General features: G+C 58.0%; 13 protein-coding genes. 8 read left to right on the top strand and 5 right to left on the bottom strand.

Features of this window, described 5'->3' with window-relative positions; all coding sequences use genetic code 11:
- The first annotated feature begins 65 nt into the window (after positions 1-65).
- From glyA to BSF44_RS02105, 6 genes are all read left to right on the top strand, one after another.
- Positions 66-1,319, top strand: a complete 1,254-nt coding sequence (gene glyA / locus BSF44_RS02135) for a serine hydroxymethyltransferase (protein ID WP_095942056.1) — start codon at positions 66-68, stop codon at positions 1,317-1,319.
- A gap of 328 nt (positions 1,320-1,647) precedes the next feature.
- A complete protein-coding gene (locus tag BSF44_RS29415; protein WP_141249982.1) occupies positions 1,648-2,220 on the top strand; it encodes a hypothetical protein in 573 nt (190 codons plus the stop codon).
- Between the two features lie 85 nt (positions 2,221-2,305).
- Complete coding sequence (locus tag BSF44_RS02125; protein WP_095942054.1) at positions 2,306-2,860, top strand: hypothetical protein; 555 nt, start codon at positions 2,306-2,308, stop codon at positions 2,858-2,860.
- A gap of 296 nt (positions 2,861-3,156) precedes the next feature.
- Complete coding sequence (locus tag BSF44_RS02115; RefSeq protein WP_095942053.1) at positions 3,157-4,470, top strand: C4-dicarboxylate transporter DctA; 1,314 nt, start codon at positions 3,157-3,159, stop codon at positions 4,468-4,470.
- 69 nt (positions 4,471-4,539) lie between these two features.
- Complete coding sequence (locus BSF44_RS02110; protein ID WP_095942052.1) at positions 4,540-5,244, top strand: FadR/GntR family transcriptional regulator; 705 nt, start codon at positions 4,540-4,542, stop codon at positions 5,242-5,244.
- A gap of 25 nt (positions 5,245-5,269) precedes the next feature.
- Positions 5,270-5,953, top strand: a complete 684-nt coding sequence (locus BSF44_RS02105) for a GntR family transcriptional regulator (RefSeq protein ID WP_095942051.1) — start codon at positions 5,270-5,272, stop codon at positions 5,951-5,953.
- 101 nt (positions 5,954-6,054) lie between these two features.
- Here BSF44_RS02105 and yjiA read toward each other — a convergent pair whose 3' ends face one another.
- The 3 genes from yjiA to BSF44_RS02090 all read right to left on the bottom strand — a co-directional run bounded on the left by yjiA (position 6,055) and on the right by BSF44_RS02090 (position 9,468).
- Positions 6,055-7,026 carry a GTPase gene (gene yjiA / locus BSF44_RS02100; RefSeq protein WP_095942050.1) on the bottom strand — a complete coding sequence of 324 codons (972 nt, stop codon included), beginning with the start codon at positions 7,024-7,026 and terminating at the stop codon, positions 6,055-6,057.
- 162 nt (positions 7,027-7,188) lie between these two features.
- Positions 7,189-7,386, bottom strand: coding sequence for a YbdD/YjiX family protein (locus tag BSF44_RS02095; RefSeq protein WP_008371622.1), 198 nt, complete (start codon positions 7,384-7,386; stop codon positions 7,189-7,191).
- A 15-nt stretch (positions 7,387-7,401) separates the two neighbouring features.
- A complete protein-coding gene (locus tag BSF44_RS02090; protein ID WP_090451508.1) occupies positions 7,402-9,468 on the bottom strand; it encodes a carbon starvation CstA family protein in 2,067 nt (688 codons plus the stop codon).
- A 160-nt stretch (positions 9,469-9,628) separates the two neighbouring features.
- On the opposite strand from BSF44_RS02090, the gene BSF44_RS02085 reads away from it, so the two are divergent.
- Positions 9,629-9,997 carry a PilZ domain-containing protein gene (locus tag BSF44_RS02085; protein ID WP_095942049.1) on the top strand — a complete coding sequence of 123 codons (369 nt, stop codon included), beginning with the start codon at positions 9,629-9,631 and terminating at the stop codon, positions 9,995-9,997.
- A gap of 128 nt (positions 9,998-10,125) precedes the next feature.
- Here BSF44_RS02085 and radA read toward each other — a convergent pair whose 3' ends face one another.
- Positions 10,126-11,493, bottom strand: coding sequence for a DNA repair protein RadA (gene radA / locus BSF44_RS02080; protein ID WP_008004292.1), 1,368 nt, complete (start codon positions 11,491-11,493; stop codon positions 10,126-10,128).
- Between the two features lie 599 nt (positions 11,494-12,092).
- Here radA and mscL point away from each other — a divergent pair.
- Positions 12,093-12,506, top strand: a complete 414-nt coding sequence (gene mscL, locus BSF44_RS02075) for a large-conductance mechanosensitive channel protein MscL (RefSeq protein ID WP_095942048.1) — start codon at positions 12,093-12,095, stop codon at positions 12,504-12,506.
- A gap of 42 nt (positions 12,507-12,548) precedes the next feature.
- Here mscL and BSF44_RS02070 read toward each other — a convergent pair whose 3' ends face one another.
- Entirely contained in the window at positions 12,549-13,325 is a 777-nt protein-coding gene (locus BSF44_RS02070) for a ferredoxin--NADP reductase (RefSeq protein ID WP_095942047.1), read from the bottom strand.
- Positions 13,326-13,359: the final 34 nt, after the last annotated feature.

The following is a 13,359-nucleotide window of genomic DNA, read 5'->3' as shown; positions in this document are numbered from 1 at the left end:
ATGCCATCTAAAACCCATTGGGTTAGAATGCCTCCCTTTTCCGCCCCCGATCCTTGAGGACCGCCATGTTCAGCCGTGATTTGACTATTGCCAAGTACGACGCCGACCTTTTTGCCGCCATGGAGCAAGAAGCTCAGCGCCAGGAAGAACACATCGAGCTGATCGCTTCGGAAAACTACACCAGCCCAGCGGTGATGGAAGCTCAAGGCTCGGTACTGACCAACAAGTACGCCGAAGGCTACCCGGGCAAGCGCTACTACGGTGGTTGCGAGTACGTCGACGTCGTCGAGCAGCTTGCAATTGATCGAGCAAAAGAGCTGTTCGGTGCCGACTACGCCAACGTTCAGCCGCACGCCGGTTCGCAAGCCAACAGCGCCGTTTACCTGGCCCTGCTGTCGGCTGGCGACACCATCCTGGGCATGAGCCTGGCCCACGGTGGTCACCTGACCCACGGTGCCAGCGTTTCGTCTTCGGGCAAGCTGTACAACGCCATCCAGTACGGCATCGACGCCAACGGCCTGATCGACTACGACGAAGTCGAGCGCCTGGCCGTTGAGCACAAGCCGAAAATGATCGTGGCCGGTTTCTCTGCCTACTCGCAGATCCTCGACTTCCCGCGCTTCCGTGCAATCGCCGACAAGGTAGGTGCCTACCTGTTCGTCGACATGGCCCACGTGGCCGGCCTGGTCGCCGCTGGTGTCTACCCGAACCCGGTTCCATTCGCTGACGTCGTGACCACCACCACCCACAAGACCCTGCGCGGTCCTCGTGGCGGCCTGATCCTGGCTCGCGCCAACGCCGACATCGAGAAGAAGCTGAACTCCGCCGTATTCCCGGGCGCCCAGGGCGGCCCGCTGGAGCACGTGATCGCGGCCAAGGCGATCTGCTTCAAGGAAGCGCTGCAGCCTGAGTTCAAGGCTTACCAGCAACAAGTGGTGAAGAACGCCCAGGCCATGGCCAGCGTGTTCATCGAGCGCGGTTTCGACGTGGTTTCCGGTGGTACTCAGAACCACCTGTTCCTGCTGTCGCTGATCAAGCAGGAAATCTCCGGTAAAGACGCCGATGCCGCGCTGGGCAAAGCGTTCATCACCGTGAACAAGAACTCCGTGCCAAACGATCCACGCTCCCCGTTCGTCACCTCCGGCCTGCGCTTCGGCACCCCGGCAGTGACCACTCGTGGCTTCAAGGAAGCAGAGTGCAAGGAACTGGCCGGCTGGATCTGCGACATCCTGGCTGACCTGAATAACGAAGCGGTGATCGATGCCGTTCGTGAGAAGGTCAAGGCCATCTGCAAGAAGCTGCCGGTATACGGCGCTTAATCAGCCCCGCTAAATCCGCAGCATGAAAAACCGGCCAATTGATTGGCCGGTTTTTTTTCGTCTGCACTAATGTCCTCACACGCCGGAAATATATCTGGTGCCGTTGTTCTGCGTTCAACACTCAAAACCTGAAACAATAACCCCCTCCAAAAAACTGCCTGAAACAGATAATTAACTGTTACTGTTAGCTCACAAAAACAACAACAAAATAACCAACCAACTATATTTGCCCTGACTCACAACTTCCCACACGCACCTGGTTGCACTGACAATATCGAAAGCAACACCCCACGCTAAAAAACAACTCATAAAATTCAAGGATGAATTAATGACTACAAACAGACAAAAGTCTTTCATAGCAACATTGGAACTGGACAATCAACATGTTGACTTCCTAGGTTCATTACATGGCACGCCCGCCATACGCAACGACTCATTGTTCTCTGGCGGTTTTTACACCGGAGCACCAACACCACGGGACGATTCTCATCTGCTAGGCCGTCGTCCTGTACAGGAAGTCCACAACGCTGTGCCGATCACGATTTACTTTCGTTGTACAGATGATTACTACCACCTTTATATCCGCTCCCATACCACTTACACAGGGCATTGCGTGAGCAAGGATTTTGCCGGGGTTCTAGGTGCATTTCTTCCCGCTGGCAGCGACACCACATCGTTCAACCTCCTGAACCTGGAAAACCGGATCATCACCCTGGAAGACATGGGCAGTGATATCCAGCGACTCCGGCTCAAGGTTCGTCACTCGAAGAAAATCGGCAGCATCCGTCGCAGGGGGGCGCCTTATAGCTATCTGGCCGAAATTGATGATAAAGGCATGGTATTCAAGTTGCGAATCATCGAGCGCAATGCATCGTTCCTGAGTGATCCGAACGAAGTCTGACACACAGCACAAACATCGCTCGCACGTTATTCCCGCTGCAGGAACAGCGCCTATCCACCAATACTCAAAACCTTCAGGTACAAACATGAGCACTGACCAGGAAAAATCATTCATTGCAACTCTCAGCACTCGCTATGGCCGCCCTCATTTTCCAAAGTTGACGTACCGCAAAAAAATCACAACTCCACGCCCTGACTACGAAGCGTTTACGTTCTCTCATTATATCGATGTTTCCAACTACCTCTTCTTGAAGCCTGGCATCCCCAGCGACGCACTGAAATTTTACTTCAGGTGTCTCGACGACTATTACACCCTCTATATATTCACTCCAGGCGAGTATTACTACATGACAGTAAGTAGAGAGGAGAAAGATTTCTTGAATGCTTATGCAACGAACGATGGCGACCAGACGACTTTCAACTTGCTGGATGCAAGAGGCAAAATCATCACGCTGGATCAACTCGATAACGACACACCCACCATCAGGATACAGACGCGAGGGGGTCACCTTCTGCGGGCGGGTCTGAGCCGCAATAAATATGACCCCAAGGTCGGGACATTCATTCGGACCAACGCAACCCGCAGCTCGAGCATCCTGGACTTCAAACTGAACATCCTTCAACGCAATGTGCCTTATTAGGGGAAGTCGCTGCGCGAATACCGCCTGCGCATCATGGTTAACCAGTCTGCCCGTAGCACGAGAAAGCCTGGCCAGTAATGGCTGGGCTTTTTTCATCCGTATTTTTCACTGGATCGTGATGCATCGCGCAACTGGTCAGACCGGTCATGCCAATTTTTAGATTTTCACTTGTATTTCGGAAAAAACCGAGCGTAGACTGCGCCTGCACTGGACATACCGGTAAGACCACAATAATTAAGTCCTGAATCTGATGTGTTCCGCACACGGCAGCCAGGACACCGACCAGGATTCCTCCCATGCTCAGATGGTGCTCGCGTTCAATCTTCCTCCAAGTGGTTCTCGGACTGGTGCTCGGCATCGTCTGCGGGCTGACCCTTCCCGAATACTCCGCTCAGCTCAAACCGCTCGGTGACGGTTTTATCAAGCTGATCAAAATGCTCATTGGCTTGATTGTGTTTTGCGTAGTGGTCAGCGGCATCAGCGGTGCTGGCGACCTGAAGAAGGTCGGCCGTATCGGCCTCAAATCGGTGATCTACTTCGAAGTGCTGACCACCATCGCCCTGGTGATCGGCCTGGTGTTCGCCTTCAGCACCGGCATCGGAAGCGGCGCGAACATTCACCTGGAGCAGCTTTCCGCAGCCGACATGGGCGACATTGCCCAGCGCGGCCAGCACATGCACACCACCACGCAGTTCCTGATGGACCTGATTCCAACGTCGGTGATCGGTGCCTTTGCCGATAACAACATCCTGCAGGTCCTGCTGTTCTCCGTGCTGTTCGGCAGTGCGCTGAATCTGGTGGGCGAGGCGGCATCGGGCATTTCGCGGCTGATCAATGAACTCAGCCACGTGATTTTCCGCATCATGGGCATGATCGTGCGCCTGGCGCCGATCGGTGTGTTCGGTGCGATCGCCTTCACCACCAGCAAATATGGCCTGGACTCGCTGCAGCACCTGGGCAGCCTGGTCGGCCTCTTCTACCTGACCTGCGTGGCTTTCGTGACGCTGATTCTCGGTCTGGTGATGCGCCTCTCCGGCCTGAAGATGTGGCCATTGCTCAAATACCTGCGCGAAGAACTGCTGATCGTCATGGGCACCGCTTCGTCCGACGCCGTGCTGCCACAAATCATGCGCAAGCTTGAGCATCTGGGCATCGGCAGCTCGACGGTCGGTCTGGTGATTCCAACGGGTTACTCGTTCAACCTCGACGGTTTCTCGATCTACCTGACCCTGGCCATCGTGTTCATCGCCAATGCCACCGGCACGCCGCTGGCAATGACCGACCTGCTGACGATTCTGTTGGTATCGTTGATCACCTCCAAGGGGGCCCACGGCATTCCGGGCTCGGCGCTGGTGATTCTGGCGGCCACCCTGACGGCCATTCCGGCCATTCCGGTGGTGGGTCTGGTGCTGGTACTGGCCGTGGACTGGTTCATGGGCATCGGCCGGGCCCTGACCAACCTGATCGGCAACTGTGTGGCGACCGTCGCCATTGCGCGGTGGGAAAAGGACATCGATGTGCAGCGGGCGAACAAGGTACTTTCGGGCCAGGCGGGTTATACCTTCCAGCCGAGAAAACCGGTCGCACCGGCGCATCAGCAGGAATTCTGAATCAACGGTGTGCCGGCCTCGCCTTGGCCGGCACACCTTCACCCCTTTTAGATGCTCATGGAGCGAACAGTGATTACCTCGTCGACCGTTGTAACTTCAGTCGTGGAAAAACTTCGGGCCGCTTTGGCCCGAGGTCAGTGGCGCTCCGGCGAAATGCTGCCGGGGCAACGTGAACTGGCCGAACAACTGGGTATCAGCCGCCCGAGCCTGCGTGAGGCGGTCATCGTCCTGGAAACCCTTGGCCTGGTGCGTTCGATGCCGGGCAAAGGCGTCGTCGTGCTCGAGGCCAGTCTCAGCGATGGCCAGTCCCACGACAGCGCGGTGGCCGCAGCGAGCCTGGAAGACGTGCTGCAACTGCGCTACACCCTGGAGCCGTTCATAGTCGGTCTCGTGGCCCAGTCCATCAGCAGCAAGGAAGTCGGGCAACTGCGCCTGACCCTGATGGACATGCGCGAAGCCCTGGAGGCCAATGACAGTGAAGCCGGCGTCAGCGCCTACATCGCGTTCCACGAAGAGCTGTTCACGCTGACGTCGAACCCGATCTTCCAGAGCGTGGTCCAGCAAACCAGCAATGCCCTCAAGCAAAGCGCCGAAGTGTTGCGCAACTCCCCGGAGCATCTGGCTGAACGCCTAGAAGAAAACGAAGCCGTGGTGCGGGCGATCCGCAGCAAGAACAGCGCCCAGGCCAGCGTCGAGATGCGTCGGCACATTTTGCGCGAAGGCCAGCGCATGGGCATCGAACTGAACATTCCGGAAGACAACCTCGGCAGTTGAAACCTCTTCGAACTGGAGATTGGCCATGAACAACTACGCCTCGCCACAAACGCTCGCTACCCTGCCCGTCCGCCCTTCGGTGGATGATCTGTATTCGCGGGTCCTGGACGCCATTTTCGAACAGCGCATCCATTCGGCCAGCCGCTTTACCGAAGAAAGCCTGGCGCAGATGTTCGGTGCAAGGCGCAGCGACATGCGTGACGTGCTGACGCGACTGTCCCATCAGCAGGTCATCATCCTTCGCGTCAACCATCGTCCCCGCGTCGCTGAACTTGATGTCGAGCAGACCCGGCAAACACTGCATGCCCGGCGTCTGGCCGAGGTCATGCTGGTGCGGCTGGCCTGCCAGCGACCCTGCGCGCAAGGCTTGAAGCGCCTGCGGACACTGGTCGACAACGAGCGTCAATGCGCCGAACATGGCCGGGCGATTCGCTTGTCGGTAGAGTTTCATTTGCAGTTGGCACAAATGGCGGGAAATGCACCACTAGCGCATTTTCTTGAGAGCCTGGTACCGCTGACTTCGTTGGCGATTGCGCAGTTTGACCTGCAGCAGAAGGATTATTACGTGGAGCACATGGAGATGCTGGATGCGCTGGAGCGAGGAGATGCCGCGACGGCGCAAGTCGTGCTCAATCGGCATCTGGATTATCTGGAAGATTTGTTGTTGAACCCTGCATCGGCACTGGGCCAAAACTGTGCCGCAGGTTAAACCGCTTTCGCGAGCAGGATCGCCCCCATAGGGAACTGCACTTCAAATGTGGGAGCGAGCCTGCTCGCGATGCGACTCAAGGCTCACTGCAATGTCTGACTTTAATCCGCCGCCACCCGAGCAAAACCCGCGCGAATCTTCTCTTCCGGCAAATCATCGGCAATGAACACGATCACACTCTCGCGCACGTCGTCTTCCGCCCACTCGGTATCCCAGTCGAAACCATAAAGTTTCAGCACCCCCTGAAACACCATGCGACGCGATTCGCCGAGGATATTCAACACGCCTTTGTAGCGCAGCAGTTGCTTGCCATGGTCTTCCAGCAGTTCATTCATGAACTCGCTGAGCCTGTCGATATCCAGCGGCTTTTCAGTGCGCAGCACCAGGCTGGAAATGCGGTCGATGGATGGGGCCCGGCTGACCGGGCGCAAACTCACGCCGCCACCGAGGTCGGCGTTGAGGTTGAAGCCGCGCACATCGAGTAACTCGGCCAGGTCGATCTTGCCGTGGTCGACCACGCGGATCGGCGCACGGCGGTTGATACGGGTCAGGCGTTCGCTCAACGCGGTGAAGGTCGGCTCGTCCACCAGGTCACGTTTGCTCACCAGCAAGCGGTCGGCGAATCCGACCTGCGCCTGGGCGATGGTCTGGGTCAGGTGCAAGTCGGCATGTGCCGCGTCCACCAGGGTGATGATGCCGTCGAGGATATAGCGCTCACGCAGCTCTTCGTCGATGAAAAAGGTTTGTGCCACCGGTGCCGGATCGGCCAGGCCGGTGCATTCGATCACCAGGCGGTCGAAGGCGATGTCGCCCTGGTCCAGACGCTCGAGCAACAGATAAAGCGCTTTGGTCAGGTCCGTGTGGATGGTGCAACAGACACAGCCATTGGACAGTGTCATCACTTGTACCGGCTCATCGCCCAACAGCTGGGTATCGATACCGGCATCGCTGAATTCGTTCTCGATCACCGCAATTTTCAGACCGTGCTCGGCCTTGAGCAGATGACGCAACAGGGTGGTCTTGCCGGCGCCGAGGAAGCCGCTGAGGATCGTGACCGGGATGGGAGAGGACAAAATTGATCTCCTGTTTCACAAAACTGATAAACAACACAAAACAAATGTGGGAGCGAGCTTGCTCGCGATAGCGGCTTAACATTCAACATCACTGTTGATTGACAGTCCGCCATCGCGAGCAAGCTCGCTCCCACAGGTATTGCTGTTAATCCGACAACCGGATCAACAGCACTTGGGCCCACCCTTGCCACCGTAACGGGCTTCCTGACGCTCGCGGAAGAACGCCTCGTAGTCCATCACCGGTTTGTCCGGGTGTTTGGTCTGCATATGCTCGACGTAGTTGTCGTAGTCGGGCATGCCGACCATCAGGCGCGCGGCCTGACCGAGGTATTTACCGAGGCGACTCAGGTCATTGAACATGCTGCAATCCTCTGATTACGCATCCGGCAGCGCCTGGAATGGCGATTCTTTATCCGTACGCTCTTTTTTACCCCAGGCGGCAATACCGACCTTGAGTGCATAGAACAGGATGCTGAACACCACGAACAGGAACAGCGCGGTCAGCGTCGCGTTGGTGTAGGCGTTGAAGATCACGTGCTGCATCTGGGTGATGTCCTTGGCCGGGGCGAGGATCTGGCCGTTGGCCAGGGCATCGCTGTATTTCTTCGCAAGGGCCAGGAAGCCGATCGCCGGGTTGGCGTCGAACAGCTTGATGAAGCCCGCTGTCGTGGTGCAGATCAACAGCCACACCGCCGGCAACATGGTGACCCAGACATACCGCTGGCGCTTCATCTTGATCAGCACGACGGTGCCGAGCATCAACGCGATACCGGCCAGCATCTGGTTAGAGATACCGAACAGCGGCCACAGGGTGTTGATGCCACCCAATGGATCGATCACGCCCTGGTACAGCAACCAGCCCCACATGGCCACACAACCGGCGGTGGCAATCAGGTTGGCGGTCCAGGATTCGGTACGTTTCAGCGCCGGGACGAAGGAGCCGAGCAAGTCCTGCAGCATGAAACGCCCGGCACGTGTACCGGCGTCGACCGCGGTCAGGATGAACAGCGCTTCGAACAGGATCGCGAAGTGGTACCAGAACGCCATGGTGTTCTCGCCCGGCAGAACGCTGTGCAGGATCTGCGCGATACCGACTGCCAGGGTCGGCGCACCACCGGCACGGGCCAGAATGGTGGTTTCACCGATGTCGTGGGCCACCGCTTGCAGCGCTTCCGGGGTAATGGCGAAGCCCCAGTTGCTGACGGCTGTCGCAACCGCCACCACATCACCGCCGACCACGGCCGCCGGGCTGTTCATGGCGAAGTACACGCCAGGCTCAATCACCGAAGCGGCAACCATGGCCATGATCGCCACGAAGGACTCCATCAGCATGCCGCCGTAACCGATGTAGCGGGCGTTGGTTTCGTTATCCAGCAGTTTCGGCGTGGTCCCGGAGGAGATCAGCGCATGGAAACCCGATACCGCGCCACAGGCGATGGTGATGAACAGGAACGGGAACAGACCGCCCTTCCATACCGGACCGGTGCCGTCGACGAACTGGGTCAGGGCCGGCATTTTCAGCTCGGGCATGGTCACCAGGATGCCGATGGCCAGGGCGACGATGGTGCCGATTTTCAGGAAGGTGGAGAGGTAGTCACGGGGCGCCAGGATCAGCCACACCGGCAACACCGCTGCAACAAAACCGTAACCGATCAACATCCAGGTGATCTGGATACCGGTAAAGCTGAACGCCTTGGCCCACACCGGATCCGCGGCAATCTGCCCGCCGAGCCAGATCGAACCAAGCAGCAACAGCACGCCGATCACCGAAATTTCGCCGATGCGGCCCGGGCGGATGTAGCGCATGTAGATGCCCATGAACATCGCGATCGGGATGGTCGCCATCACCGTGAAAATCCCCCACGGGCTCTCGGCCAGGGCTTTCACCACGATCAGCGCCAGCACCGCAAGGATGATGATCATGATCAGGAAGCAGCCGAACAGCGCGATGGTGCCGGGGATGCGGCCCATTTCTTCGCGGACCATGTCGCCCAGGGAACGACCGTTGCGGCGGGTGGACATGAACAGGACCATGAAGTCCTGAACGGCACCGGCCAGCACCACGCCGGCAATCAGCCACAGCGTGCCGGGCAGGTAGCCCATCTGCGCTGCCAACACCGGACCGACCAAAGGCCCCGCGCCGGCGATGGCCGCGAAGTGGTGACCGAACAGGATGTGCTTGTTGGTTGGAACGTAGTCCAGACCGTCATTATTGAGCACAGCGGGAGTGGCCCGCCGCGCATCGAGTTGCATGACATTGTTAGCGATGAACAGACTGTAGTAGCGGTAGGCGACCAGATAGATGGCCACGGCAGCGACCACAATCCACAAGGCGTTGATTGCCTCGCCTCGGCGCAATGCCACTACACCCAGGGCGCACGCACCTACGATTGCCAGCACCAGCCAAGGCAAATGGCGTAGCGGGCTATTATTATTTTTCATTTTATTATTCCAGCCAGAGTGGACAAGAAAGACAGCCACCCCGAGTTTAGCGCTCCTGACGGCAAAGACCATACCCCGACATTGGTCTAGACACCTGCACGCGCTGGCAGCCTCTGATCATGCGGGTCTATAGTCAGCGTACATTTCCGAGGATCGCGCCATGAGCGAGCACCCTGCCGAACGTCGCCGCTTCAAACGTATTGCGTTCGATGCCCGAACCGAGCTGAGTCAGGGCGAGTCCACTTGGACGGTGAAGTTGATTGATCTGTCGCTAAAGGGCTTGCTGATCGAGCGACCCGATCCGTGGCGGAGCAATCCGCAGCAGGATTTCCTGGTCGACATTCATCTGAGCGAAGAGGCCGACATCACCATGGATGTGCAACTGGCCCACGACGACCATGGTCAACTCGGGTTTGTCTGCCTGCACATCAGCCTGGAGTCCATCGAGCGCCTGCGGCGATTGATCGAGCTCAACCTGGCGGATGAGGCTGAGCTCGAGCGAGAGCTGGGCGCCCTGATCGAAATCTAGCCATCATCGGATTCCCCTGTAGGAGTGAGCCTGCTCGCGATTGCAATCTGACAGTCACATTACTGCTGGCTGACACACCGAAATCGCGAGCAGGCTCACTCCTACAGGGTTTGTGTTTCGTCTGTTAGTCACTCGAATAGCGCGTCCAGTGCCTGCTCCAGACGCGTGACAGCAATGATCTGCAACCCCGCCGGCGCCTCCTTCGGCGCATTGCCCTTGGGCACGATGGCCCGCTTGAAGCCGTGCTTGGCAGCTTCTTTCAAGCGTTCCTGACCGCTCGGCACCGGGCGCACCTCGCCGGAAAGTCCGACCTCTCCGAATACCAGCAGATCGTGGGGTAACGGCCGGTTGCGCAAACTGGACATCACCGCCGCCATCAACGCCAGGTCGGACGCCGTTTCCAGCACCTTGACCCCGCCGACCACGTTGAGAAACACGTCCTGGTCATGGGTCGGAATGCCGCCGTGACGGTGCAGCACCGCCAGCAACATCGCCAGCCGGTTCTGATCCAGCCCCAGTGTGACCCGACGGGGGTTGGCCAGGTGACTGTCGTCCACCAGCGCCTGTACCTCCACCAGCATCGGCCGCGTGCCTTCCCAGGTTGCCATCACTACGCTACCCGGGACTTCTTCCTGGGCACGGGTCAGAAAAATCGCCGAAGGGTTGGAGACTTCTTTAAGGCCCTTGTCGGTCATGCCGAACACGCCCAGTTCATTGACTGCACCGAAACGGTTCTTCACCGCTCGCAGCAGGCGCAGGCGCCCGTCGGACTCGCCTTCGAAATACAGCACGGTATCGACCATGTGCTCCAGCACCCGAGGGCCAGCCAGCGCGCCTTCCTTGGTGACGTGGCCCACCAGGAAAATCGCCGTGCCGCTCTGTTTGGCATAACGCACCAGCAACGCCGCGCTTTCTCGAACCTGGGATACACCGCCCGGTGCCGATTGCAGTTGCTCGGTAAAGATCGTCTGGATCGAGTCGATCACCATCACCTTGGGCTTTTCCTGACGGGCCGTGGCGATGATGGCTTCGATGCAGGTTTCAGTCATGACCCGCAGTTGATCCTGAGGCAACCCCAGGCGCCGCGCACGCATGGCCACTTGCTGCTGGGATTCCTCACCGGTGACGTACAGCGCCGGCATGCTCTTGGCGAGGTTGCACAAGGTTTGCAACAGAATGGTCGACTTGCCAATGCCGGGGTCGCCACCGATCAGCACCACCGAGCCATCCACCAGACCGCCCCCCAGAACCCGGTCGAGCTCGCTGGAAGCGGTGGAGAAGCGTGGAATTTCTTCGACGCTGACTTCGGCCAGGGTCTTGATCTGCGCCTGCTGGCCGGCCCAGCCGGTACGACCGCTGGGGGCGGCTGCCCCGCCGCTTTCCACCATGGTTTCGGTGAGCGTGTTCCAGGCCCCGCACTCACCGCACTGGCCGGCCCATTTGGGGAAGGTTGAGCCGCACTCGGTGCAGCCGTACATGCGCTTGGCCTTGGCCATCGGAACTCCCGGAAAAAAAACGCGATGATAGCTCAGCTGAAGCGCACGAGTGCAGCCAGATACTTCTCAACCCTTTTTGATGACTTCAAATACCCCCAACAAAAACATGTATATTGATATTCACCCACCAAACAAAACCTTGTATAAGTTTTCCGCTCAACATGACCAACAAACTCCAAAGACATGCCTGACTGAAACCCTGAAAACTTATACAAACTTTGTTCATTTACATACTTAATGCACAACTCCGAAAACACGTACACACAGCACAGTGATTAATTCAGGGAAACTCGGCACCTGTTAGACACCCCAAAAAATTAACGAAACAGTTCATGTCGCTACAACTGCCTGACCAACTTTAACGTCCCCGACCGCAACCTTGGCTCGCTCACACAAACAAAGCCATTTCGCTGAAAAAACATCGCATGCAAAACACTGCGCAAGGCCTGACTGCCCACAGACGGGATCAATCGGTGAATTTTTCGACACCATCCGCTGGCGATTGCAGGCAAGCACGGCAGGCCCGTTGATTCGAGCAAAATGCGACTTGCTGATTTACACTGCGTTCATCAACCTCATCTGTAACAAGGAAATAACCTATGGGCGTGCTAAATGAGTTCAAGGCCTTCGCGGTCAAAGGCAACGTGGTCGACATGGCTGTCGGCATCATCATCGGCGCGGCCTTCGGCAAGATCGTCACCTCGTTTGTCGGTGACCTGGTCATGCCTCCCATCGGGATGCTGATCGGTGGCGTGGACTTCAGTGATCTGGCCATAACGCTCAAGGCAGCGGAGGGCGCCGCTCCGGCGGTGGTGCTGGCCTATGGCAAATTCATCCAGACCATCATCGACTTTGTCATTGTCGCCTTCGCGATCTTCATGGGCGTCAAGGCCATTAACCGCCTGAAGCGCGAAGAGGCCGTGGCCCCTAGCCTGCCGCCGGTTCCAACCAAGGAAGAAGAGTTGCTGGGCGAAATCCGCGACTTGCTCAAGGCCCAGAACAACCGGCCTTGACGGCATTAGCAAAAAAACGGCGCCTACGAGGCGCCGTTTTTCTTACCAGAAGTTTTCCACCGCCACCTGACCGGGCCGCCGGCTGAGGCTCAAGTGCATGTCCCGCTGCTTAAGCAGCTTGCGCGTGTCATCGATCATCTGCGGATTGCCGCACAGCATGACCCGTGAGTGCTCGGGCGTCAGCGCAACACCCGCGGTGCGCTCCAGCTCGCCGTTCTCAATCAGCGTGGTAATCCGCCCGTTCAACGAGCCGGGATGCCGTTCACGAGTGACCGTGGTGATCAACCGCAGTTTATGGGCGTACTCCGCCAGATACTCACGCTTGGCCAGCCCAGCGATCAGCTCCTGATAAGCCAGTTCCCGGGCTTCGCGAACGCTGTAGACCAGGATGATCCGCTCGAATCGCTCCCAGACTTCGAAATCCTGAAGTATCGACAGGAACGGCGCGATGCCCGTGCCTGTGGATAACAACCACAGATCGCGCCCATCGACAAACCGGTCCAGCGTCAGGTAACCGAAGGCCTGGCGGTCGACCAGCAATGCATCATCAACCCCTAGCCGACTCAGCTCGCTGGTGAACTCACCGCCCGGTACGACAATGGAAAAGAACTCGAGGAACTCGTCAAAGGGCGAGGACACCATGGAGTAGGCGCGCCATACCGTGCTGCCGTCAGCCTTGGTGACGCCCAGCCGGGCAAACTGCCCCGCCCGAAAACGAAACCCTGCATCCCGGGTGGCACGCAAGGTAAACAGGTTCGGGGTCAGCGGATGAACCTCGAACAAGGTCTGACGGGTAAATTTTTCTTCACTGACGGACATGGAAGGCTCCAATCGAAAGACACCCCAGTGTCCC

Origin of the sequence: Pseudomonas sp. ACN8, assembly GCF_002303925.1 — a bacterium.
Lineage (GTDB): Bacteria > Pseudomonadota > Gammaproteobacteria > Pseudomonadales > Pseudomonadaceae > Aquipseudomonas.
This window is presented reverse-complemented; position numbering and strand designations above follow the sequence as displayed.